General features: G+C 72.3%; 10 protein-coding genes (1 of these 10 running past the window's edge). 3 read left to right on the forward strand and 7 right to left on the reverse strand.

Features of this window, described 5'->3' with window-relative positions; genetic code table 11:
- The 4 genes in view from OG897_RS14720 to OG897_RS14735 are tightly spaced (each overlapping or abutting the next) and all read right to left on the reverse strand, a layout consistent with a single transcriptional unit that may run on beyond the window.
- Window positions 1-3941, reverse strand: partial view of an SDR family NAD(P)-dependent oxidoreductase gene (locus tag OG897_RS14720; RefSeq protein WP_266656914.1) — the 5' end (the start) only. Its footprint begins 16960 nt before the window's first position; 3941 of the gene's 20901 nt are visible here — the first part of the coding sequence; the start codon lies at window positions 3939-3941; the stop codon falls past the left edge of the window.
- The gene (gene asnB / locus OG897_RS14725; protein ID WP_266656916.1) at window positions 3938-5959 is read right to left on the reverse strand and encodes an asparagine synthase (glutamine-hydrolyzing); all 2022 of its coding nucleotides are present in this window, start codon (window positions 5957-5959) and stop codon (window positions 3938-3940) included. The genes OG897_RS14720 and asnB overlap by 4 nt, the downstream gene beginning before the upstream one ends.
- Window positions 5947-6216 (reverse strand): acyl carrier protein, encoded by a 270-nt coding sequence (locus tag OG897_RS14730; RefSeq protein ID WP_266656918.1) that lies wholly within the window; start codon window positions 6214-6216, stop codon window positions 5947-5949. Before OG897_RS14730 ends, asnB begins: the two co-directional genes overlap by 13 nt.
- A complete protein-coding gene (locus OG897_RS14735; protein WP_266656920.1) occupies window positions 6213-7112 on the reverse strand; it encodes an ACP S-malonyltransferase in 900 nt (299 codons plus the stop codon). Before OG897_RS14735 ends, OG897_RS14730 begins: the two co-directional genes overlap by 4 nt.
- Window positions 7113-7378: 266 nt before the next feature.
- On the opposite strand from OG897_RS14735, the gene OG897_RS14740 reads away from it, so the two are divergent.
- A complete protein-coding gene (locus OG897_RS14740; RefSeq protein WP_266656922.1) occupies window positions 7379-10468 on the forward strand; it encodes a BTAD domain-containing putative transcriptional regulator in 3090 nt (1029 codons plus the stop codon).
- Here the strand turns inward: OG897_RS14740 and OG897_RS14745 are convergent.
- The 3 genes from OG897_RS14745 to OG897_RS14755 are packed head-to-tail and all read right to left on the reverse strand — an operon-like array spanning window position 10411 to window position 14019.
- A complete protein-coding gene (locus OG897_RS14745) occupies window positions 10411-11163 on the reverse strand; it encodes a thioesterase II family protein (RefSeq protein ID WP_266656924.1) in 753 nt (250 codons plus the stop codon). The genes OG897_RS14740 and OG897_RS14745 overlap by 58 nt on opposite strands.
- A gap of 37 nt (window positions 11164-11200) precedes the next feature.
- Window positions 11201-13045 (reverse strand): non-ribosomal peptide synthetase, encoded by a 1845-nt coding sequence (locus tag OG897_RS14750; protein WP_266656926.1) that lies wholly within the window; start codon window positions 13043-13045, stop codon window positions 11201-11203.
- Window positions 13042-14019 (reverse strand): TauD/TfdA family dioxygenase, encoded by a 978-nt coding sequence (locus OG897_RS14755; RefSeq protein ID WP_266656928.1) that lies wholly within the window; start codon window positions 14017-14019, stop codon window positions 13042-13044. The genes OG897_RS14750 and OG897_RS14755 overlap by 4 nt, the downstream gene beginning before the upstream one ends.
- Before the next feature lie 259 nt (window positions 14020-14278).
- Between OG897_RS14755 and OG897_RS14760 the strand changes: the two genes are divergently transcribed.
- Together OG897_RS14760 and OG897_RS14765 are read left to right on the forward strand one after the other, a co-directional pair.
- Window positions 14279-24505: a non-ribosomal peptide synthetase gene (locus OG897_RS14760; protein WP_266656930.1), complete on the forward strand. Its 10227-nt coding sequence runs from the start codon at window positions 14279-14281 to the stop codon at window positions 24503-24505.
- A 53-nt stretch (window positions 24506-24558) separates the two neighbouring features.
- Window positions 24559-25779, forward strand: a complete 1221-nt coding sequence (locus tag OG897_RS14765; RefSeq protein WP_266656932.1) for a cytochrome P450 — start codon at window positions 24559-24561, stop codon at window positions 25777-25779.
- Window positions 25780-25799 lie beyond the last annotated feature (20 nt).

A 25799-nucleotide genomic window follows, 5' to 3' on the forward strand; every position in this document is an offset into this window, starting at 1 on the left:
CCGAGCAGGCGCAGCCCGTCCTCCGTGGGAAGCGGCTCCCAGCCGCGCCTACGGCGCAGCGACTCCCGCGTCACCGCGTCCATCTCCATGCCGCCGTCCGCCCAGAGCGGCCAGCTCACCGCGACGGTCCTGCCGGTCCGCTCGCCGCTGTCGACCAGTGCGCCGCGGTGGTGGGCGAAGGCGTCCAGGAAGGCGTTCGCCGCCGCGTAGTCGGCCTGTCCGGCATTGCCGTAGACGCCCGCCACGGAGGAGAAGACGGCGAAGAAGTCGAGTTCCAGATCGCGGGTGGCGACGTCCAGGTTGACCGCGCCGTGCATCTTGGCGGCGGTCACGGCGGGCAGGTCGGCGGCGTCCTTGTGCACGACGTACGCGTCCCGCAGCAGGCCCGCCGCGTGCACGATCCCGGTGATCGCCCCGTGCTTGCGCACGATGGCGCGCACCGCGCGCCGTACGTCGGCGACGCGGGTGACGTCGACGCGCTGGTAGTGGGCGTCGACGCCCGCCGCGCGCAGTTCGGCGACGGCCGCCCTGGTCGCGGTACCGGCTGCCGAACGTCCGCTCAGGACGACGGTCACCCCGGTGTGCCGGGCGAAGTAGCGGGCGACGTGGCGGCCCAGGCCGCCGAGGCCGCCGGTCACCCAGTAGACCCCGCCCGTGCGCAGCGCCGGGACGTGCGGTCCCTCGTCGAGTTCGATCTCTACCGGGCGCAGGGCGCGGCGGGTGCCGTCCGCCGCGTGGCCGGTCTCCGCGTCGGGCGCGGTGTCGGCCGCTTCATGGCGCAGGATGCGGGCGATCCGCTCGGCGGGGGCGTCCGCGAGGTTCGCCACGCGGACCACTCGCCCCCGTACCAGGGGGTCCTCCAGCTCGGCGGTGCGGAACAGGCCCGTGAGCGGGGCGTGCGCCTGGTGCGGCACCCGGTCGTCGACCAGGACCACGAAGCGGTGCGCCGCCGTCGGGCTCGCCGCCAGCACCTGCTTGACCTCGTCGAACAGCAGCCCGAGGGCGAGGTCGGCGGTTTCGGCGGGGCGGCCCGGGTCGGCCTCGGGCAGCACGGTGAACGGCGTTGCGGTGAGCGGCTGTTCGGTGAGCGCGGCGGCGTCGCCCACCAGGAACGCGTGCACCGTGACGTCGTCCCCGGCCGCCTCGGCGGTGCCGTCGAGAGGCGCCGGGGTCCAGCCGGTGGTGGCCGTGACCACCCGGGCCCCGGTGGGCGCGGTCGGCGCGGCGGGCGCGGGGGCCGTGCGCTGCACCAGGCCGCGCAGGCTCGCGCAGACGGTGCCGGTCTCGTCGCACAGGTCGATGTCGAAGGTGTCAGGCGAGGTGCCCGGCGCGTCGCCGTCTTCGCTCGGCCTGACCCAAGCCCAGGTCAGCGCCGGGCACGGGCGGTGGACGTCGATCCGGTCGAGTACGAACGGCAGGGCCGGACCCGCTGCGGGCTCGGCCGCCTCCCGCGCCATCAGGACGAGCGAAGCCTGCAGCGCCGCGTCCAGCACGCTGGGCGGCAGGACGTGACCGGCCTCCTCCCGGGCGGCCTCGGGCCGCTCGATCCGGGCGAGCAGCTGGCCGGTGCCGGTGAGGATCTGCGCCAGCCCCCGCATGGCCGGGCCGTAGTCGAGCCCGGCCCTGCCGAAGGCGGCGTACGCCTCGTCGGTGCCGTACGGCGTGCCGCAGGCGGCACGCAGCGCGTCCAGGTCGAGCGGGGCCACCGGTTCGGCGACGCGCGGCTCCACGACGCCCCGGCTGTGCACCACGGCCGACGGATCGGTGGCCGACGTCCCGGTGTAGACCTCGAAGACGACGCGGTCGTCGCCGTCGGGGAACAGGCCCACCTTCACGTCGAGCGGGGCGTCGTCCACGCGCAGCGGACGCAGCCAGGCGACGTCGCGCAGCCGCACGGAGGAGTCCGCGCCGTCGTCCTGGACCACGGCCTCGTGGGCGGCGGCCCTGACCATCTCGATCGAGGCGGCGGCGGGGAACACCCGGGTGCCGTGCACCCGGTGGTCCGCCAGGAACGGCTCGTCCCCGGTGAACGCCGAGGCGTAGCGCTGTTCGGCGAGGTCCGAGGTGTTGCGGTGCACCAGCGGGTGCGGCGCGGTGGACGGCACCGCCTCGGCAGGCACGGCCGCCGTGGCCGTCGACGGCTCGAACCAGTGCCGCTCGCGTGCGAACGGGTAGGTGGGCAGCCGTACGCGGCGGACCTGGGCATTCTCCTCGCCGGGCAGGTCCGCCCAGTCGGCGGTGTCGCCCCGTGCCCAGCGGGTGGCTGCCGCCAGGGCCTCGGGGGCCACCGGCACCGCGGTACGCACGTGCGCCTCGGCCGGGGCGAGCGAGCCGTCCACGACCGCTTCGAGCCCCGCGCGCAGTTCCGTGTGGTCGGCGACGACGAGCACGAGGCGCGCGGCCATGGGATCGCGGCCGGTCCGCAGGGTGTGCGCGACGTCGGCCAGCTCCGTGCGCGCCGTCACCGCCGCGTCCCCGAGGTGGCGCAGGAGGCCGGCCGCCACCGCGCGCAGCCGCTCCGGCGTCCTGGCCGAGAGCGGTACGACCTGGGCGCCGTCGGGCAGCTCGCGCCCGGACCGCTGCGGGTCCTGCGCGACGTACTCCTCCAGGACCACATGGGCGTTGGTCCCGCCGAAGCCGAAGGAGCTGACGCCCGCGCGGCGCGGTGCGGAACACCCCTGCGCGTCCGTCGTGGGCGCGTCCCAGGGCCGGGTCGCGCCGACGACGTAGAACGGGCTGTCGTCGAGCCGCACCAGCGGGTTGGGGACCTCGAAGTGGACGGTGGCGGGCAGCACCCGCTCGGCCAGGGCGCCGATCACCTTGACCATTCCGGCGACACCGGCGGCCCCTTCGAGGTGCCCGATGTTGGTCTTGACCGACCCGATGCCGACGCTGTCCGGCGCCGCCTCGGTCCCCTGGGCCGCGTGCAGGTTCCGGAACGCGCGCTTGAGCGCGACGATCTCGATGGGGTCGCCGACCGGGGTGCCGGGGCCGTGCGCCTCGATGTAGGAGACCGTCTCCGGCCGGATGCCCTCGCGGGCGTACAGCTCCTCGATCAGACTCGCCTGCGCGGCCGGGTTGGTGACCGTCAGGGAGTTGGTGCGGCCGCCGTGGTTGGTGGCCACGCCCTTGATGACGGCGTGCACCGGGTCGCCGTCCGCCAGCGCCCGGGCGAGCGGCTTGAGGAGCAGGACGGCCCCGCCCTCGCCGCGGACGTAGCCGTCGGCGCCCTGGTCGAAGGCCCGGCACTCGCCGCCGCGCGACAGCATGCCCGCCTGGCTGAAGGCCACGAAGTGCTTGGGCGACCAGCACAGGTTGACCCCGCCCGCCAGCGCCTGGTCGCACTCCCCGCCGCGCAGCGCGGAGACCGCCTCGTACACCGAGACCAGCGAGCTGGAGCAGGCGGTGTCGTTGGTGATGCTCGGCCCGTGCAGGTCGAGGAAGTAGGAGACGCGGTTGGAGATGACCGAGTACGCCGTTCCGGTCGGGAAGTAGACGTCGGTCGGCGCGCCCTCGCGCTCCATGAGTTCGGCGTAGTCCGCGTGGCAGACCCCCATGAAGACGCCGGTGCGGGAGCCCGCGAGCCGGCCTGCCGCGTATCCGGCGTCCTCGATCGCCTTCCAGGAGAGTTCGAGCGCGAACCGCTGCTGCGGGTCCATGCTCTTCGCCTCGCGGGGCGAGATGTTGAAGAAGGCCGCGTCGAAGCGGTCGGCCTCTTCGATGAAGCCGCCCCAGATGCTGTTCGTCTTCTCCGCACCCGGCTTCGGGTCCCCGAAGTACCGTTCCTTGGACCAGCGTTCGGCAGGCACCTCGGAGATCAGCGACCGGCCCTCGGCCAGGTGCTGCCACAGCTCGTCCAGCGCCTCGGCGCCGGGGAACCGCAGACCGAGTCCGATGATCGCGATGTCGCCCGTGTCGGGCGTCGGCCGGGAGGCGGTCACAGTGCCGCTCCCGTGGGCTGAGCGGCGGTCGGCTGCGCGGCTGTCGGCTGCGCGGCGCGGCGGCGGTCGGCGACCGTGCGCAGGTTCAGTACGGCCGCCGGGGGCGTGCCCATGTAACTCTCCCGATCCATGACGAACTGCTGGTTGAGGACGGCGGTCGTGAGCAGGTACACGAACGCCTGGTCCTCCTTGGTGCTGATCTCAGCGGCGGGGACGGTCATGACCTTGTTGACCAACTTGCGGGCGAAGACGGGGTCGACGCAGTCGAGCCTGGCCAGCTCGGCGTCGGACAGGATCAGCTCCAGGTAGTCGGGCCGCTGGTCCCTGAAGACGGTGCTGCCGGGTGCCCGGTAGGGCTGTTTGGGCCGGGCCAGGCTCTGTTCGGGCAGTTCGCCGTGGAACGCCTTCCTGAGGATCGCCTTCTCCTGCGCGCCGTCGTCGTAGCGAAGGTTGACGGAGGCGGCGGCCCGTATGACGGCGGGGTCCAGGAACGGGCAGCGGTTCTCCACCCCGTGCGCCAGGCCCATCCGCTCGCCCTGGGTGGACAGCAGATAGCCGGGCAGCAGCGTCTTGTACTCCAGCCACTGCGCCTTCTGCACCGGGCTCAGCTCCCGGTAGCCGGGCGTGGCGCGCACCAGGGCGAGCAAGTCGGCGAACGGCTCGCCCCGGTCCTTGAGCAGGCGGGTGGCGAACTTCCCGTTCTGGTAGCGCAGTTCGTGCGAGAACAGGCCCGGCAGGCGCTCGGTGGCGAACTGCTGGAAGAGCCCGGCCAGTTGGGCGCTGTGGGCGGGGCCGAAGTGGGCGAGCTCGGGGTGCAGGCCCGCGATCCCGCTCCTCCTGTCGTCCTCGGACAGCTCGTGCCAGGCCGCGCGCAGCATCGTCTCGCGGAACAGGGAGTAGCCGAGGAACGCCTCGTCGGCGCCCTCGCCGCTGAGCACGGTCTTGATCCCGGCCTCGCTCACCCGGCGCGACAGCAGGTACATCGGGACGAACGCCGTACGGAACGAGGGGACTTCGGCGTGGTAGACGGCGGCGGGGAAGGCGGCCGCCAGGTCGGCGGCCGTCACCGTGACGGCCGAGTGGCGGGTGCCCAGGTGCTCGGCCACCAGTCGCTGGCTGTCGGACTCGTCGAAGGTCCGGTCCTCGAACGCGACGGAAAAGGTGCGCACTTCGGTGTCGGACAGGTCGGTGGCGAGCTTGGTGACGATCGAGGAGTCGAGTCCGCCGCTCAGATAGACGCCGACCGGCACGTCGCTGCGCAGGCGCAGTTCGACGCTGGTGCGCAGCGTCTCGCGGACGAACGCTGCCGCGTCGGCCTCGGTCCCGGTGAACGGCGGTGCGTCCAGGGTCAGTCGCTCGTACTCGCGGAGCGTTCGACGGCCGTCGCGGATGCTCAGCCAGCTGCCCATCGGCAGCTGGCGCACGCCGGTGAACGGGGTGCGGTCGGGCAGCGGCGTCCACACCGCGAAGGTCGAGGCGAGCTCCCGGGCGTCCAGGTGGAAGCGGAAGCCGGGGAAGGCGCGGAACGCCTTCATCTCGGAGGCGAACAGGAAGTGGCCTTCGTGCTCGGTGTAGAAGAGCGGGCGCTTGCCGTGGCGGTCGCGGGCGAGGAACAGTTCGCCCGTGGCGGCGTCACGGATCGCGAGGGCGAAGGCCCCGTTGAAGCGCGTCAGGCAGTCGGCGCCCCACTGGATCCATGCCTGGAGCACCACTTCGGTGTCCGAGCGGGTACGGAACGGGCGGCCGAGCGCGCGCAGTTCCTCGCGCAGCTCCACGTGGTTGTAGAGCTCGCCGTTGAAGCAGATCCAGTAGCGCTCGGACGCGTCCGGCATCGGCTGCGCGCCCGCTTCGAGGTCGACGATCGCCAGGCGGACCGTGCCCATCGCGAGGCCGTCGTCGAGGTAGTAGCCCGCCTCGTCCGGCCCTCGGTGGCCGATCAGCGAGAGCATCGAGGTGATGACGCCCGGCGTGTCGCCGGGGGCCGCCGTGGCGGCGAGGAATCCGGCTAGCCCGCACACGGTGCGCCCCCCTGGCCGGCGAGCTTCCGCGCCACGAACGCGTCGATGGCGTCGAGCGTGACGAGGACGTTCATCAGCACGTCCTCCTCGGAGAGGTCGATGGCGAACTCCTCCTTCAGGAAGGTCACCAACTGGACGTAGCCGAACGAGTCGATGACCCCCTCGTCGAAGAGGTTGCTCTGTGGTGTCACCTCGGTGCCGAATTCCACGAGGAACCGGTCCTCGACGAACCGGGTGATGAGCTCCGTCCTGTTCATGCCTGGTGCCTCGCTTCGTCGGGCCGGGTTGCGTCGGGCCGGGTGGGGGCGGTGGCGGCACGGATGTGCTCCACCATGCGCAGCAGGGCTTTTCCGCCCAGCTCCTCGCACTCTGTTCGGGGGTCGATGGCCAGCAGGTGACGGACGCTGTCCGTCCACCGCACCGGCTCGACGAGTTGGTCGCACAGCAGCCGCACGGTCTCCTCCGGCCGGTAGGGGCGTCCGGTGACGTTGGCGATCACCGGGGTCGTGGGCGCACGGAAGTCGACGTCCGCCAGGAACGCCTCGAACTCGGCGCGGGCGGGGGCCATGTGGCGGGAGTGGAAGGGTCCGCTGACGCGCAGCGGCGCGAAGCGGATCTGGTGCCGTTCCAGGGCGGCGTGGGCGGCGGGCAGTACGTCGAGCGGCCCGGCGATGACGATCTGGGCGTCGGTGTTGAAGCCCGCGATGTCGATGCCTTCGACGCCGTCCGCCGCGAAGATCTCCGCGAGGCGTTCGGCCGGGGTATCCCTGACCGCGGTCATCCCGCCGCCGGATGCCTGTGCCATCAGTTCGGCGCGCTTCTTGACCAGGCGCAGCCCCGTGGCGAAGTCGAAGACCTCGGCCGCCAGCAGTGCGTTGTACTCGCCGATGCTGTGGCCCAGGTAGTGGTCAGCGGGCCGTTCCTCGCGGCGGGTGCGCTCGAACAGCTGGAGCGCCTGCACCGTGTAGAGGGCGGGCTGCGTGTAGCGGGTGCTGGCCAGCAGGCCGTCGGGGTCGTCGCGGCAGAGCGCCACGAGGTCGTAACCCAGCATGTCGCAGGCGAACTGCGTGAGCCCCGGATAGCGGCCGAAGAGGTCCGCCCCCATGCCTCGGAACTGCGCCCCCTGACCGGGGAAGAGAATCGCGAACACCATGATGTACGTCTCTCAGCTCGATCTCCGCAGTCGTGCGCGCTGCGGCCGCCGCCGATCGGTACCGGCTGGGGATCAATGTCGTGGAACCCGATCAACGCCGGATCTTCAACCGCTCCGCACGGCCCCGGGACGCGCCGGGTGAGCTCTGTGAGGGGTCGCGCGAGCGCATGAGAAGATCCGCGAAAGCGTTCGACGTGATCATCGAACGCAGGGGGATGGGGGCAGTCGCTGGACATGCCCTTGGCGTTACGTGGAGGAAAAGCGCGATGGAAAATGACATTTCCTTCCGGGTGTTGGGGACCGTGCAGCTCTGCCAGAACGACCGCTGGCAGCGCGCGGGGTCCCCGCAGCAGCAGGCGGTGCTCGCCGTGCTGCTGCTGCGGGCGGGCCGCATGGTCACCGCCGACAGGCTGGTGGACGCCGTGTGGGGCGACGACCCTCCGTCGAGCGTGATCGCCGTACTGCGCACCAATGTGTGGCGGCTGCGGCAGCGGCTGGACAAGGGGCGTACCGGCGAGGGCCTGTTGGCATCGGTGGGCGACGGTTACCGGCTCGACGTCCCGCCGGACTCGGTCGACGCGCTGCGCGCCGAGATGCTCGCGGCCAAGGCGGAACAGGCGCGCAGACAGGGGCTGCACGCGGAGAACCGGCAACTGCTGCGCGACGCGCTGGCCCTGTGGCAGGGGACACCGCTGGCCGGGGTCCCGGGCCCCTTCGCGCGTCAGCAGCACGACCGCCTTGAGGAGCTGCGCTTCACCTTGGAGGAGCAGCGCTTCGAGGCCGATCTGTCCTCGGGCGACTCCGCGTCGGCCGCCGCAGGGCTGGCCTCGCTCAGCCAGGAGAGCCCGCTGCGCGAGCGGCCGTACGCTCTGCTGATGCGGGCGCTTAGCGACGTGGGCCGGCGGGCCGACGCGCTGTCGGTGTACCAGCAGGCCCGTACGGTGCTGCGCGAGGAGCTGGGCATCGAGCCCAGCGAGGAACTGCGTGAACTACAGGCACGCATGCTGGCGGAGGGCCCGGCGCCCGGCGCCCCGGCCCAGGCGGAGCCCGCTGCCGTCACTCCCGCCGCCGTCGAAGCGGCCGCCCCGGCCCCTGCCCCGGTCTCCGCCCCCGCCTCGGTGCCCGCCCCGGTCGTGGAGTTCCAGCCGGTTCCCGCTCAACTGCCTTCCGGGATACCGGACTTCATCGGGCGCGAGGAAGCCCTCGCGGTGCTCAGGCGGGCCCTGGACGACGGTGGCGACACCCCCGTGATCACCGCCATCGCCGGTATGGGCGGCGTCGGCAAGTCGGTGCTCGCCACCCGGTTCGCCCACCAGATCAAGGAGCGGTTCCCCGACGGGCAGCTCTACGCCGATCTGTACGGCACGGCAGAGGACCCGGAGCACCCGAAGACCGCGCTGGACGCCTTCCTCACCGCGCTGGGCGTGCCGCGTCGCGCACTGCCCTCGGGGACCGCCGACGCGGCACGGCTGCTGCGCACCGTCCTGGCGGACCGCAGGGTGCTCGTGGTGCTCGACGACGCCCGGGACGCGGCGCAGGTCAGGCCGCTGCTGCCGGGTTCGGCCGGGTCCGCCGTGGTGATCACCAGCCGGGCGAAGCTGATCGGTCTGCCCATCAGCACCCAGCTGGACCTCGACCTGTTCACTCCGGAGGAGGCTTGGAAGCTCCTGGGCCGGGTGGCCGGGACGGAGCGGGTCGGTGTGGCGGACTCCGGCGCGGAGCGGCTGCTGAGCGCGTGCAGCCGGCTGCCGCTGGCGGTACGGATCGCGGCGGCCCGCCTCGCGGCCCGCCCGCAGTGGTCGGTCGACCGGCTGGCCGACCGGCTGAGCGACAGTGACCGGCGGCTGGCCGAGCTGCGGATCGGCGAGCTGGCCGTCGCCAACACCTTCGAGCTCAGCCACCGGATGCTGACCTCTCCGCAGGCCAGGGCGTTCCGCCTGGTCGCCTGTGTGACCCGGGCCGCGACCACCCTGGCCTCGGCCGCCACCCTGCTCGCGCTGCCCGAGCCCGACACCGAGGACCTGCTGGAATCGCTGGTGGACGCCGCTCTGCTGGAGTCCCCGCAGCCCGGCTCCTACCGGTTCCACGACCTGGTGCGGGAGTTCGCGGAGCAGTTGCCCGCCGAGCGGGACGACGAGCGCGTGGCGGCGCTGGAGCGGCTGCTGGAGGGCTTGCGGGGCGGCGCGTACCGGGCCTTCCAGGCCATGGTCCCCGGTGACCCGGTCGTCGACCTGCTCGCGCCCGGCTGCCGGCCGGGCCCGGCCTTCAGGGACCTGCCGGCCGCCCGCGCCTGGGTGCAGGCCGAGGTGGAGACCGCCGTGGACGCGGCCAGGACCGCCGCCCGCGACCCGATGGGCACGGACCGGCACCTCTCCGCGGCCGCCGACACGCTGGTCCTGTTCAGCCCGTTCGGCCAGGAGATCCCGTACAGCCGGCTGGCCGTCGCCGCCGAGGCGGTCGCCGAGGCCGCCGAGCGGATCAGCGCCGAGCGGACCGGTAGCGAGCGGACCGATGCCGACCGCACCGCGGGCCGGGCGCGTTTCGTCTGCGGCAACGCCGCGCTGCAGCAGCTGCACCTGGACGCCGCCGAGACGCACGCGCTGGCCGCCGAGGCGGCGCTGCGCCGGACCGGTGACTCGGCGCTGCTGCACCAGGTCCTCAACGACCTGGGGCTGATCGCCCAGTTGCGCCGGCACTACGCGGACGCCGCCCGCCGTTACGAGGAGGCGGCCGATGTGGCGCGCGCCGCGGGGCACCGTGCCAGTGAGCTGGTGACGAGCCTGAACGCCGCGCAGGCCCGCCTCAAGGACGGCCACGCCGAGGAGGCCCGGCGGGCCGCGGCGGCCACGATCGGGCCGCTGCGTGCGCTCGGCAACGTCCCCGGGCTCGGCTTCGGACTGTATGTGCACGGTCTCGCGCTGTACGAGATGGGCCATCACGTCGAAGCGGTCTCCTCGTTCGAGGAGTGCCTGGCGATCTGTACGGAGGCCGGGTTGCGGCGGCGCGAGGCCGTCTGCCGGTCCGGGCTCGCCGACGCGCTGCGGGCGCTCGGGCAGTTCGACCGGGCGCTGTCGCTCGCGCAGCGGAGCGTCGAGCAGTGCCGCGAGCGCGGCACCGACCGCGACGGGGCCCAGGCCCTGCTGATCCTGGGCCGGGTACTGAGCGCGCTGGGCCGCCCGGCCGAGGCGGCGCAGCGCACCGAGGAGGCCCTGGCCGCGTTCCGCCGCCTGGGACTGGCCGAACTGGCCGAGGCCCAGCAGCAGTTGGCGGCCCTCTCGGAGGGGGAGGCGGCGCGGGCTCAGCAGCCGATGGCCGTCAGTCTCCCGGGGAGGGTCTCCCAGACCTCGGGGGTGTAGAAGTGCGCGCCCGGCAGTACGTCGTGGCGGAACCCGCCGCGGGCGAGCTCGCTCCACCGCTCGCCCGCGGAGCGCGGGATCACCTCGTCCGTCTCACCGGTCAGCAGCTGTACGGGGACGCCGGTGGTGACCCCTTCCTCGTACGCGTACGAGTCCCTGACCCGGATGTCCGCGCGCATCAGCTCGACGGCCATGTCCAGGAGGTCGGGGTCGTCGAGCGCGTACTGCGGCAGGATGCCGAAGGCCCGCATCCAGGTGACGATCTCCTCGTCGGTGCAGCCCGCCCAGGGCGTGGTCGGCCACATGTCCTGCGGTGACTGACCCGGGCGGGGCGCGGCGGCGGAGGAGATGACCAGCGAGCTGGGCAGCGCGCCGCCGCGCCGCTCCAGCCGTACGGCCACGTCGAAGGCCAGCAGTCCGCCCAGGCTGTGCCCGAACAGCACGTAGGGGCGGTCCGTCTGCGTCTCCAGCGCCTCGACCACGTCCTCGGCGAGCTCGTCCCAGTCTTCGGCGAACTCCTCGCCGAAGCGGCCCTCGCGCCCCGGATAGCAGACGGCACCCAGACCGGTGTCGGACGGCAGCCGCTCGGCCCAGGGCAGATAGGCGCCGACGCCGCCGCCGCAGAAGGCGAGGCAGATCAGCTCCTGCCGTGCCTGCGGGGAGCGGTTCGGGCGGACCAGGACGGTGTCGTTCACGCGGACGTCCCTCTCGGATGGGGTGCGGATGGGGTGATCAGTTGTCGGCCGGTTGCGCGCGCAGCGATTCGAGGTGCGCGACCAGGTCGGCGAGGACGGGGTACCGGTAGATGTCCTTGATCGACAGGGGCAGGCCCAGGCCGTCCTTGAGCTTCTTCAGGACCCGCAGGGCCGCCAGGGACTGGCCGCCGAGCGCGAAGAAGTCGTCGTGGGGCTCGACCACCTCCTGCCGCAGGACGGTGGACCACAGCTCGGCCGTGAACGCCGCCGTGTCCTCGGCGTTCCCCGCACTTCCCGCGTTCCCTGCCGTGGGCGGCGCGTCCTCCTGCGGCTCGGGCAGGGCCGCCGTGTCGATCTTGCCGTTGGCGGTCAGCGGCATGGTCGTCAGCACGACGAACGAGGTGGGCACCATGTAGTCGGGCAGCACGTCGGCCGCGTACCGCCGCAGCCCCTGGGCGCTCGGCGGGGCCGAACCCGCCCCGGTGACGTACGCGACCAGGCGGGCGTCGGCCGCACCCGCCCCGCGCGGCACGACGTGCGCGGTCGCCACGTCCCGCGCACCCTCCAGGACCCGCTCCACCTCGCCCAGTTCGACCCGGTAGCCCCGGATCTTCGCCTGGCGGTCGCGGCGCCCGAGGAACTCCAGCGCGCCGTCCGGCCGGTGGCGCGCCCGGTCGCCCGTGGCGTACATCCGGGTGCCCGGCGGGCCGTACGGGTCCGCGAGGAAGTGCCGCGCGGTCAGTGCCGGACGATGCAGATAGCCGTTGGCCAGCCGGGGGCCGGCGAGGAACATCTCCCCGGGCTCCCCTTCGGGCACCGGGCGCAGTTCGTCGTCCAGGACGTACAGCCGCACGCCGGGCAGCTCGCGGCCGATCGTGGGGGCGTCGCCGGTGATCCACGCGGCGGTGGCGTCGACGGTGCACTCGGTGGGGCCGTAGAGGTTGACCGCCTCCAGGACGCCTCGCCGGGTGGCGGCGGCCAGCTCCCGCCAGGTGTGCCCGGGCACCGGTTCGCCGCCCATCAGCAGCCGCAGCCGTCGGCCGTCCGGGCGCGGTGCGAGCAGCACGTCGCGCAGCAACTCCCAGTGCGAGGGCGTCAGATCGAGGTCGTCGACCCGGTGGCGGTCCAGCACGGCGGCCAGCCGCTCGGGGTGCAGCCGGTCCGCCTCGTCGAGCACGACCAGGGTGTCGCCCCGGCACACCCGGATCCACTGCTGGACCGAGGCGTCGAAGGCGACCCCCGCGTTCCAGGCGACCACGCGCGGATGCTCCGCGTACACCCCGGCCTGCTCCAGGGACGCGGCCAGGGAGGCGACGCCGCCCCGGGTGACCTCGACGCCCTTGGGGGTGCCGGTGGAGCCGGAGGTGAAGATGACGTAGGCCGGATCCAGGGGATCGGATCGTACGGGAGGAGTGTCGTGCGGCGCGTGCCCGTCGAGCGTGCCCGGCATCAGCACGGGTACGCCGAGGGGGGCGGGTCCCGTGCCGTCTCCCCCGTCGTCCTCGGCGATCAGCAGGTGCAGCCCCGCCCGGCCGGCCACCTCCGCCAGCCTGCGGCGCGGATGGTGCGGGTCCAGCGGCACGTAGGCCGCCCCGGCCCGCCACACGGCCAGCATCGCCACCACGAGGGAGCCGCCGCGGGGCAGGCACACGCCGACCCGCGCACCGCGTCCCACGCCCCGGGCGGACAGCGCGGCCGCGAGGCGAAGGGTCTGCTCGTCGAGTTGTGCGAAGTCCCAGGTGCCGTCGGGGCCGTGCACGGCGATCCGGTGCGGATCGCTCCGTACCGCGAGGCGCAGCAGCTCCAGTACGTCGGTGGGCTGCCGGAGATCGCCACTCCCGCTGCTGATCCCGCTTTCGAGTTCGCTCTCGCTCTCGCTCATGAGCGGGCCCCCGCGCGCTCGACGGCCTCGGCCATGGCGACGACGATCCGGCGCTCACCGGTGTACGGCTCGCGCGCGTGGGAGGTCAGCATGTTGTCGAGGACCAGGATGTCGCCCCGGCGCCAGGAGAACCTGACGCTCTCCGCCTCGTACGCGGCGCGCAGGCGGGCGACGACGGCGGGGTCGATCGGCGAGCCGTCGGCGTGCCGCGTGTCGTACGGGAGCTGGTCGGCGGGGAACGCGGAGAGCAGGGCCTCCTGGACGTCCGGCGCGAGCGTCGTCGGGTGGAAGAACACCAGGTGGTTGAACCACAGTTCGTCGCCCGTCGCCGGGTGCCCGGCCGTGACCGGACGCAGTTGGCGGGTGCGCAGCAGCCCGTCGTCCAGCCACTCGCAGCGGATGTCGTGCCGCGCGCAGATCTCCTCGGCCTCCTCGCGGGACTCGCAGCCGAACGCCGTCTGCCAGGACAGGCCCATGCCCTCGTGGAAGTGGCGCACGAGCTGGTAGCCGTCGGCGAAGTGCGCGGCGGTCTCCCGGTCGATCCGGCGTGTGACGGCACGCAGGTCGGCGATGGGCGTGGCGCCGTCGGTGGCCGGTTCGGTCACGCAGTGGAAGGCGATGCAGCGCGGCCAGACGTGCCCGTACGACTGCTCGTTGTGCAGGAAGATCGCTTCGTCGGCGGGGTGGTCGGTCGAGGTGTAGACGTTGTTGGCGACCGCGTGGCGGGGCGAGGAGCGCAGCTCGTAGGCGAGGGGCTCACCGATCGCGGTGCGCAGGAACTCCTCGAACACGGCGACCGAGGGGACCTCCCAGCCGCGCAGCAGCAGTGCGCCGTGCCGCTGGAGGTCCGCGCGCAGCTCCCGCCGCGCCCCGGCCGCCCAGGAGACGAGGTCGGCGCCCGGCTGCGGAGGGGTGACCAGCAACGGCAGGGACCGTTCCTCGGCCGGACCGGATCTGGTCGGAGCAGAGGTCATGGAAAGTGCCTTCCGTACGGGGCTGGATCGCTTCCCCCGCAGGGTCCCGGCCGCCGATCTCCTTTCGATCCGCGTCCGATGGCCGGTCGGTGCGGGTCAGGGGCCCGTTCGTTGATGCGCTGGAGATCGAACGGAGAAAGGCGGCGGAGATCGTGGCCGTTCCCGCGCTCGCGCCAGTTGCACCCATCAGTCGCACCCGTCAGTCGCACCCGTCGGTTGCACGCGCCAGTCGCACGCGTCAGAAGGAGCCACCGTCCCCATGATTCCCCTGTCACCCGTACAGCGACGCCTGTGGTTCGCCAGCCGCTTCGAGGGCCCCAACGGCAGCTACAACAGCCCGATCGCCCTGCGCCTGCGCGGGCCACTGGACACGGCGGCGCTGCGAGCCGCCCTGGTGGATCTCCTGGAGCGCCACGAGGCGCTGCGCACCGTCTTCCCCGACGTCGACGGCGAGCCGTACCAGCACGTACGGGAACTACGGGAACTGGACGAGGTGGCCTTCGGGCTGCCTGTCGAGGAGTGCGACGAGGCGGGCCTGGCCGGTGTGCTGGCCGGAGCGGCGGGCGACCCGTTCGATCTGGCGAAGGAACTTCCGCTGCGGGCACGGCTGTTGGCGACCGGCCCGGACGAGCACGTGCTGCTGCTGGTGCTGCATCACATCGCCACCGACGGCTGGTCGATGGCCCCCCTGTTCCGCGACCTCACCGACGCCTACGCCGCCCGCCTCGCCGGGCAGGCACCCGACTGGGAGCCGCTGCCCGTCCAGTACGCCGACTACACCCTGTGGCAGCGCGAGCTGCTCGGCGACGAGAACGACCCCGACAGCGTCCTCTCCCGCCAACTCGACTACTGGCGCGGCATGCTGGCCGATCTGCCGGGTGAGCTGCCGCTGCCGACCGACCGCCCCCGTCCCGAGGTGGCGTCCCACCAGGGCGGCTCGGTCTGGTCCGGAGTGGACGCACAGACCCACGCGGCACTGCTGGATGTGGCGCGGGACCACGGCGTCACCCTGTTCATGGTCCTCCAGGCAGCGTTCGCCGCCACCCTGTCGCGGCTGGGGGCAGGCACCGACATCCCGCTCGGCATGTCGCTGGCCGGGCGCACCGACGAGGCGCTGGAGGACCTGGTCGGCTGCTTCCTCAACACACTGGTGCTGCGTACGGACGTGTCGGGCAACCCGACCTTCGGCGAACTCCTCTCCCGCGTAAGGGAAGTGGACCTCGGTGCCTTCGAGAACCAGGACGTGCCCTTCGAGCGACTGGTGGAGATGCTCAATCCGGAGCGGGACGGCGCCCGGCATCCGCTCTTCCAGGTCCACCTCCAGCTTCAGAACACCGGCGAGGCGCACCTCGAACTGCCGGGTGTCAGGGCCGAGTTCGTGGAGCTCGGCTGGGATCGATCCGTCTTCGACCTGGGGCTGACGTTCTCGGAGGCCGAGGAGGGGGAAGGGCTGCGGGCCACCCTCGAATACGCCACCGACCTCTTCGACCACACCACCGCCCAACAACTCCTCAACCGCATCCTGCACGTCCTCACCACCACCGCAACCAACCCCACCACCCACATCAACACGATCGACCTCCTCACCCCCCACGAACACCAACAACTCACCCACTGGAACAACACCACCACCCACCAACCCCCCACCACCCTGCCGGAACTCTTCGAAGCCCAAGCCACCCGCACCCCCGACCACACCGCACTCGTCTTCCAGAACGAATCACTGTCATACGCGGAACTCAACACCCGAGCCAACCAACTCGCCCACCACCTCATCACCCAAGGCGCAGGACCCGAACACCTCATCGCCCTCACCCTCCCCCGCACCCCCGACCTCATCACCGCCCAACTCGCCATCCTCAAAACCGGAGCCGCCTACCTCCCCATCGACCCCCAATACCCCCAACCCCGCATCACCTACATGCTCAACGACGCCCAACCCCTCCTCGTCCTGGACTCCCCCACCATGGACCAGGACCACACCCACCACCCCCACACCAACCCGGAAACCCCCACCCACACCCACCACCCCGCCTACGTCATCTACACCTCCGGCTCCACCGGCCAACCCAAAGGCGTCGTCGTCACCCACCAGGGCATCGCGGGCCTGGTCGGCGCGCAGGCCGAGCGGTTCGGGATCGGGCCGGGCAGCCGGGTGCTCCAGTTCGCGTCGCCCAGTTTCGACGCCTCGGTCTCCGAGTGGGCCACGGCGCTGCTGACCGGAGCCACCCTGGTGCTGGCCCCCGCCGAGGAGCTGATGCCGGGGCAGCCGCTGACGGACCTGGTGGCCCGGCAGGGCGTCACCCACCTCACGCTGCCTCCGGCTGCCCTGGCACAGCAGCCCGCCGACAGCCTGCCCCCGGGGGTGACCCTGGTGCTGGCCGGTGAAGCGGCTCCCGGCGAGCTGATCGGCCGCTGGGCGCCGGGGCGACGGCTGATCAACGCGTACGGCCCCACCGAGATGACCGTGTGCGCCACCATGAGCGAGCCCCTGGAGGGTTCGGCCGTTCCGCCGATCGGACGGCCGATCCAGAACGCCCGGGCCCACGTCCTGGACGCACACCTGCGACCGGTGCCGGTGGGCGTCGTCGGCGAGCTGTACGTGACAGGTCCCGGCATGGCCCGGGGCTATCTGGGACGCCCCGGCCTGACCGCGCAGCGCTTCGTGGCAAGTCCCTTCGAGCCCGGCGAGCGCATGTACCGCACGGGCGACCTGGTACGCCGACGCCCCGACGGACAGCTCGATTTCGTGGGGCGCGCGGACGACCAGATCAAGCTGCGCGGCTTCCGCATCGAACTCGGCGAAGTCGAAGCAGCCCTCCTCACCCACCCCACCGTCAACGCCGCCACCGCCACCCTCCGCGAAGACACCCCCGGCGACCCCCGCCTCATCGCCTACGCCGTCACCAACGACACCACCACCACACCCACCCACATCAAAAACACCCTCACCCACCACCTCCCCACTCACCTCATCCCCACCACCATCGTCATCCTCGACACCCTCCCCCTCACCCCCAACGGCAAAATCAACCGCAAAGCCCTCCCCGCCCCCCAACACACCCACACCACCGCTCAACCCGCCCACCGACCCCGCAACCCCCGAGAAGAAATCCTCACCACCCTCTTCGCCGAAGTCCTCAACCACCCCACCATCACCACCCACGACAACTTCTTCGAAAACGGCGGACACTCCCTCCTCGCCACCCGCCTCACCAGCCGCATCCGCACCACACTCGGCATCGAGCTGAGCATTCGCGATCTCTTCGAGGGTCCGACGCCCGCACGGCTCGCCGAGAACCTGGCGGGGAACGCCGAGCTACGCCCGGCGCTGAGGGCCGTGCCGCGCCCCGAGCGCACACCGCTGTCGTTCGCCCAGCAACGGCTCTGGTTCATCCACCGTTTCGAGGGCCCGAGCGGCACCTACAACACCCCGATGGCGCTCCGGCTGCACGGGTCGGCCGACGCGTCGGCGCTGGGCGCCGCGGTCAACGACCTGGTCGGCCGCCACGAGGCGCTGCGCACGGTGTTCGGCGAGGCCGACGGAGAGGCGTACCAGCTGGTTGTCCCCCAGCAGACGGCGACGGTCGAACTGGCCGTCACGCCCTGCGGACCGGCCGGCCTGGCGGACGCGCTGGACGCCGAGGCCCGTGTCCCCTTCGATCTGGCGACGGAACTCCCTTTGCGGGCAATGCTGTTGGCGACCGGCCCCGAGGAGTCGGTGCTGCTGCTCGTACTGCACCACATCGCCACCGACGGCTGGTCCTGGGCCCCGCTGCTCCACGACCTCGCCCACGCCTACCGGGCGCGCCTCGCCGGGCAGGCACCCGACTGGGAGCCGCTGCCCGTCCAGTACGCCGACTACACCCTGTGGCAGCGCGAGCTGCTCGGCGACGAGAACGACCCCGACAGCGTCCTCTCCCGCCAACTCACCTACTGGCGCGACACACTGGCCGACCTCCCCGAAGAACTCACCCTGCCCACCGACCGCCCCCGCCCCGAATCCGCCACCCACCAGGGCGGCCTCGTATGGGCCGAGATCGACCCCGAGGTGCACGGCGCGCTGGTGGAGCTGGCCCGCGAGTGCGGGGTGACGCTCTTCATGGTGCTCCAGGCCGCAGCCTGCGTGCTGCTGACACGGCTCGGCGCGGGCACCGACATCCCCGTGGGGACGCCCGTGGCGGGGCGCACCGACGAGGCGCTGGACCCGCTGGTGGGCTTCTTCGTGAACACCCTCGTGCTGCGCACCGACCTGTCGGGCAACCCCGCCTTCCGTGACGTACTGGCGCGCGTCCGCGAGGTGGACCTGGGCGCCTTCGAGAACCAGGACGTGCCCTTCGAGCGGCTGGTCGAGGCGGTCAACCCGGCCCGGCACGCCGCCCGGCACCCGCTCTTCCAGGTCCTCGTACAGCTGGAGGACCTGGGTGACGCGCGCCTCGAACTGCCGGGGGTCGAGGCCGTGCCCGAGCAGTTCGGCTGGGGCGCCGCCAAGTTCGACCTGGGCGTGTTCTTCGCCGAGGTGCGCGACGGCGCGGGGACGGCGCGGGGCCTGACCGCCTCGCTCCAGTACGCCGCCGAACTGTTCGACCCGGATACGGCGCAGTGGCTCCTCGACTGTCTGGTGCGGGTACTGGAGTCGGTGGCGGCCGACCCCGGCGCCCGGATCGGCGCGGTCGACCTGCTGACCGAGCGCGAACGGGAGCAGCTCACCCGGTGGAACGACACGTCACAGGAGAACGACGCGTCGCAGGAGAACGGCAAGTCGCAGGAGAACGACACGTCGGGGGCGCCCGTACCGACGACGCTGCCTGCCCTGTTCGAGGCCCAGGCGGCCCGCACGCCGACCGCGGCGGCCGTGGTGTTCGAGGGCCTGACGGTGTCGTACGAGGAGCTGGACGCGCGGGCGAACCGGCTGGCGCGGCTCCTGCGGGAGAGGGGCGTCGGCCCGGAGTCGGTGGTGGCCGTCTGCCTGGAGCGGGGCGTCGATCTGGTGGTCGCCCTGCTCGCGGTGGTCAAGGCGGGCGGCGCGTACCTGCCGGTCGACCCGGAGTACCCGGCCGAGCGGATCGAGCTCACCCTCACCGACGCCGCCGCGGCCGCCGTGCTGACGACGACGGCGCTCGGTGCGGCGCTGCCCCGGGACCGGCCGCGGATCACGCTGGACGACCCGGCGACCGTCGCGTCACTCGCCGGTCTGCCCGCCGGGACGCTGGACCCGGCCGAGCCCGGGTCGGGGCCGGGGTCGGGGTCCGGGTCGGGGTCCGGGGAGCTGCTGCCCGGCCATCCCGCGTACGTCATCTTCACCTCGGGCTCGACCGGGCGCCCCAAGGGCGTCGTCGTGCCGCACGAGGGAATCGTCAACCGGCTGGCCTGGATGCAGTCCCGCTACGGGCTGACGGCCGACGACCGGGTGCTGCAGAAGACACCGTTCGGCTTCGACGTATCGGTCTGGGAGTTCTTCTGGCCGCTGCTGCACGGGGCGGCGCTGGTCGTGGCGCGGCCAGGCGGGCACCGCGACCCGGGTTACCTCGCCGCGCTGGTGCGCGAACAGGCGGTGACCACGGCGCACTTCGTGCCGTCCATGCTGGACGCGTTCCTGGCCGAGCCGACGGCCGTACGGTGCGTGGGCCTGCGCCGCGTGGTGTGCTCCGGCGAAGTGCTGCCGCTGCCGACGCAGACGCGGTTCTTCGAACTGCTGCCGGGCACCGAGCTGCACAACCTGTACGGCCCCACCGAGGCGTCGGTGGACGTCACGGCCTGGCAGTGTCTCCCGGACCAGACGGCGGGGCCGGTGCCCATCGGCGCGCCGATCGCCAACACCAGGGCACACGTCCTGGACGGATCGCTGCGTCCCGTGCCGGTCGGCGTGCGCGGTGAACTGTACGTGGCGGGCGTCCAGTTGGCGCGCGGGTACGCCGGGCGGGCAGGGCTGACGGCCGAGCGCTTCGTCGCCGACCCGTCCGGGCCGCCCGGCTCCCGGCTCTACCGCACCGGGGACGTCGCGCGGTGGCGCACGGACGGCAGCCTGGAGTACCTGGGCCGGGTGGACGATCAGGTGAAGATCCGCGGCCAGCGGGTCGAGCCGGGCGAGGTCCAGGCCGCGGTGGCCGCCCACCCGCAGGTGGCGCAGGCGGCCGTGGTCGCGCGCAGGGCTCCCCAGGGGGACACCCTGCTGGTGGCCTACGTGGTGCCGACCGAGGGAGCGGGCCGGGACGAACTGCCTGGTGTGGTACGGGAGTTCACCGCGCAGCGGCTTCCGGCGCACCTCGTGCCCGCGGCGGTGGTCGCGCTGACGGCGCTGCCGCTGTCCGTGAACGGAAAGCTGGACCGCAGGGCCCTGCCCGCCCCGGAGTTCGACGCCGCGCCGAACGGCCGGGGACCGCGCACCCCGCGCGAGCAGATCCTCTGCGCGCTCTTCGCGGACGCCCTCGGCATCGACGCGGTCGGCATCGACGACGGCTTCTTCGAGCTGGGCGGGCACTCCCTGCTCGCCACCCGTCTGATCAGCCGGATCCGCACGGCGCTCGGCGTGGAGGTCACCGTCCGCGACCTGTTCGACCACCCCTGCGTCAGCGCGCTCGACGGCGTCCTGGACGCGCACAAGGCCCGGCGGCCGACGCTCACGGCGATGCCTCGCGACGGCGAACCGCCGCTCTCCTTCGCACAGCAGCGCCTCTGGTTCATCCATGCGCTCGACGAGCTCGACGGCGGTTACAACAGTCCGCTCGCGCTGCGTCTGCGCGGGCCGCTGGACGTGGCGTCGCTGGAGGCCGCGATCAACGACGTGGCCACCCGGCACGAGGTGGTGCGCACGTCATTCCCCGAAGTGGGCGACGTACCCGTCCAACGGGTCGCCGAGGGTGCCGACGCGCATGTCCCGCTGCGGGTGAGCGCGTGTACGGAGGACGCGCTGCGCGAGACCCTGGAGGAGGCGGCGGGCCGGGGCTTCGACCTCGCGACCGGGCTTCCGCTCCGCGCCGAGCTCCTGGAACTCGGTCCCGATGAGCACGTGTTGCTGCTGGTGCTGCACCACATCGCCACCGACGGCTGGTCGATGGCCCCGCTGTTCCGCGACCTCACCCAGGCTTACGCCGCCCGCCAGGCGGGCGGCGCTCCCGACTGGGAGCCGCTGCCCGTCCAGTACGCCGACTACACCCTGTGGCAGCGCGAGCTGCTCGGCGACGAGAACGACCCCGACAGCGTCCTCTCCCGCCAACTCACCTACTGGCGCGACACACTGGCCGACCTCCCCGAAGAACTCACCCTGCCCACCGACCGCCCCCGCCCCGCAGTGGCGTCCCACCGGGGCGGCACGGTCTGGTCCGGAGTGGACGCACAGACCCACGCGGCGCTGCTGGGTGTGGCGCGGGACCACGGCGTCACCCTGTTCATGGTCCTCCAGGCCGCGTTCGCCGCCACCCTCTCGCGGCTGGGAGCAGGCACCGACATCCCGCTCGGCACACCGGTCGCCGGGCGCACCGACGAGGCGCTGGAGGACCTGGTCGGCTGCTTCCTCAACACACTGGTGCTGCGTACGGACGTGTCGGGCAACCCGACCTTCGGCGAACTCCTCTCCCGCGTAAGGGAAGTGGACCTCGGCGCCTTCGAGAACCAGGACGTGCCCTTCGAACGACTGGTGGAAGTCCTCAACCCCGCACGGTCGTTCGCCCGCAATCCGCTCTTCCAGGTCCTGGTTCAGCTGGACGGCGCCAGCGAGACGCGGCTGGAACTGCCGGGTGTCGACGGCGTGCCCGAGCCGTTCGGGTGGGAGTCCGTCAAGTTCGATCTGGCGCTGTTCTTCACCGAGGCCGGGGAGGGGGAAGGGCTGCGGGCCACCCTCGAATACGCCACCGACCTCTTCGACCACACCACCGCCCAACAACTCCTCAACCGCATCCTGCACGTCCTCACCACCACCGCAACCAACCCCACCACCCACATCAACACCATCGACCTCCTCACCCCCCACGAACACCAACAACTCACCCACTGGAACAACACCACCACCCACCAACCCCCCACCACCCTGCCGGAACTCTTCGAAGCCCAAGCCACCCGCACCCCCGACCACACCGCACTCGTCTTCCAGAACGAATCACTGTCATACGCGGAACTCAACACCCGAGCCAACCAACTCGCCCACCACCTCATCACCCAAGGCGCAGGACCCGAACACCTCATCGCCCTCACCCTCCCCCGCACCCCCGACCTCATCACCGCCCAACTCGCCATCCTCAAAACCGGAGCCGCCTACCTCCCCATCGACCCCCAATACCCCCAACCCCGCATCACCTACATGCTCAACGACGCCCAACCCCTCCTCACCATCACCCCCGACACCCTCACCCAAGACCACACCCACCACCCCCACACCAACCCCAACATCCCCACCCACACCCACCACCCCGCCTACGTCATCTACACCTCCGGCTCCACCGGCCAACCCAAAGGCGTCGTCGTCACCCACGAGTCGTTGGTGAACTACCTGAGCTGGGCCGTGCAGGCGTACCCGGGCGTGGAGGAACGCACGCTGCTGCACTCCTCGCCAGCGTTCGACCTCTCCGTGACGGGGATGTACGCGCCGCTGATCAGCGGCGGGACCGTCTGCCTGGGCGAGTTGGAGGCCGGGGCGGCAGGCGGGACCGAGGTGTCGTTCGTGAAGGCGACCCCGAGTCATCTGCCGTTGCTGTCGCCGCCGGAGGGGGTGGCGCCGTCACGCACGCTGTCGCTGGGCGGGGAACTGCTGCTGACCGGCGCCCTGGAGTCCTGGCGACGGGAGAACCCCGGGGTGACGGTGGTCAACGAGTACGGGCCGACCGAGACCACGGTCGGCTGCATGGAGTTCCGCGTCGAGCCCGGCCAGGCGCTGACCGGGGACTCGGTCTCGCTGGGCCGGCCGATCTGGAACACCCGCATCCACGTACTCGACGAGCACCTGAGGCCGGTGCCCCGAGGGGTGATCGGCGAGATGTACGTATCGGGCGTCTCTCTCGCCCGGGGCTATCTGGGCCGCCCCGGGGTGACGGCCGGCCGCTTCGTGGCGAGTCCGTTCGAGCCCGGCGAGCGCATGTACCGCACGGGCGACCTGGCGCGCTGGTGCGCGGACGGCCGACTGGAGTCGGTGGGGCGCGTGGACGACCAGATCAAGCTGCGCGGCTTCCGCATCGAACTCGGCGAAGTCGAAGCAGCCCTCCTCACCCACCCCACCGTCAACGCCGCCACCGCCACCCTCCGCGAAGACACCCCCGGCGACCCCCGCCTCATCGCCTACGCCGTCACCAACGACACCACCACCACACCCACCCACATCAAAAACACCCTCACCCACCACCTCCCCACTCACCTCATCCCCACCACCATCGTCATCCTCGACACCCTCCCCCTCACCCCCAACGGCAAAATCAACCGCAAAGCCCTCCCCGCCCCCCAACACACCCACACCACCGCTCAACCCGCCCACCGACCCCGCAACCCCCGAGAAGAAATCCTCACCACCCTCTTCGCCGAAGTCCTCAACCACCCCACCATCACCACCCACGACAACTTCTTCGAAAACGGCGGACACTCCCTCCTCGCCACCCGCCTCACCAGCCGCATCCGCACCACACTCGGCATCGAGGTCACCGTCCGGGACCTGTTCGCCCGGCCGACGGTGGCCGCGCTGGCCGCTGGGCTGGAATCCGGAGGCACCGACGACTCGCTCGGAGTGCTGCTGCCGTTGCGGCCGCGTGGCTCGGGCACACCACTGTTCTGCGTCCACCCGGCGGCCGGCATCAGCTGGGGGTACGCGGGCCTGCTGCGGCATCTGCCCGCCGACTCCCCGGTCTACGGCCTCCAGGCGCGCGGTCTGACCCGGCCCGGCGAACTGCCCGCGACGGTGGCCGAGATGGCCGCCGACTACCTGGCCGAGATCCGGGCCGTCCGGCCCACGGGTCCGTACCGGCTGCTCGGCTGGTCCTTCGGCGGCGTGGTCGCACACGCCATCGCCGTACAGCTCCAGGCCGAGGGCGAGGAGGTGGAGCTGCTCGCCCTGCTCGACAGCTATCCCGGCAGCACGGGGCCGACGGGCCCGGAGCTGACCGCCGACGCGCCTCGGACGCTGGCGGTGCTCCTCGAATCCCTCGGGCACACGGCCGATCCGGCCGATGCGGACCAACCGCTGGACCACGCCCGCTTCCTCGACGTCCTGCACGCCGACGGCAGCCCGCTCTCCGGGCTCGACACGGAGCGCGTACGGGCGCTGAGCGCGGTGTTCGCCGCCAACGACCGGCTGGCCCGGCTCGGCGCCGCAGGCGTGTACCGGGGGGAGCTGCTCCACTTCACCGCCGCACGCGGCCGCCCCGACGGCGCGCCGGAGCCCGAGGACTGGCAGCCGTACGCGTCGGGACCGGTGCGGCGCCACGACCTCGACTGCACGCACGGCGAGATGACCCGGCCCGGGCCGATCGCCCGGATCGGTGCCGTGCTCACCGAGCACCTCGCCTGACACACCGTCACACCCCCCTTCCGGATCCTTCGAACAACAAGCGAGGACATCTCTTGCCCGGCGACACAGCCCTGAGCCTGCTGGACGGCTTCCGTCCCGAGTGGGCGGCCGACCCCTACCCCCTGTACCGACGCATCCGGAGCGAGCGCGGGCCCGTCCACTGGGACGACATGATGCGCAGCTGGGTGGTCCTGGACCACGCCACGATCACTCGGCTCGGCAAGGACCGCCGACTGTCCGGCGCCCGCATACGCGACTTCCACCAGCAGCTCCCGCCGGCCGCACAGGCCGAGATGGAGCCGCTGGCCCGTCCCCTCTCGGACATGATGCTGTTCAACGAGCCGCCGCGGCACACCCGGCTGCGCGGCCTGATCAAGCCGGGTCTCACCCCGAGGTTCGTCCAGTCCATGCGCCCGGCGGTGCAGCGACTGGCCGACGAGCTGCTCGCCAGGGCGGCCGAGGAGGGCGGCGGCACGCTCGACGTCGTCAAGGACTACGCGGAGCCGCTGACCCGGGGTCTGATCACGGACCTCTCCGGGGTCCCGGCGGACGCCGCCCACCTGCTGGAGAACTGGCAGAGCCTGCTGCACGAGCTGTTCAGCCAGTCTGACCGGGAGTTCGGTCGGCTGGAGGCCCTGCGCGAGGCGTTCGACCGCGTCGCCGAACAGCGCCGGGCGGGCACCGCCGTCGACCGGTTCAGCGAGGTGATCGCCGACCGGGTCGCGACGGGCGACTTCACCGACGACGAGGTGTTCGCCAACTTCCTGCTGCTCATCGACGCCGGACAGGCCACCACCACGCACCTGATCGCCAACGCGGTCCTCGCGCTGATCGACCATCCCGAGCAGGCGAAGCGGCTGCGCGAGGAGCCGGAGCTGTCGGCCAACGCCGCGCACGAGTTCCTGCGGTACGACAGCTCGGTCCAGTTCACCACCCGCATCGCGCTGGAGGACTTCGAGACCGACGGGCACCGGATCGGCCAGGGGCAGTCGGTCACCCTGGTGCTCGGAGCCGGCAACCGCGACCCGCTGCGCTACGCGGACCCGGACGCCCTCGACGTGACGCGCAAGGCCAACGACCACCTCTCCTTCGGGCACGGCATCCACTACTGCCTCGGCGCCGCGCTGTCCCTCGTCGAAGTGGACATCGCCGTCTCCACCCTGCTGCGCAGGACCGACGAACTGCGGCTGACGGCCCCCCGGCTCCAGCGGTTGGACAGCATCAACTTCCGCTTCCTGCAGAGCCTGCCGATCGAGCTGCACCCGAGCGGCTGAGCCGCTCCGAAAGGAACCCC

Origin of the sequence: Streptomyces sp. NBC_00237 (assembly GCF_026342435.1) — a bacterium.
Taxonomy (GTDB): Bacteria; Actinomycetota; Actinomycetes; order Streptomycetales; family Streptomycetaceae; genus Streptomyces.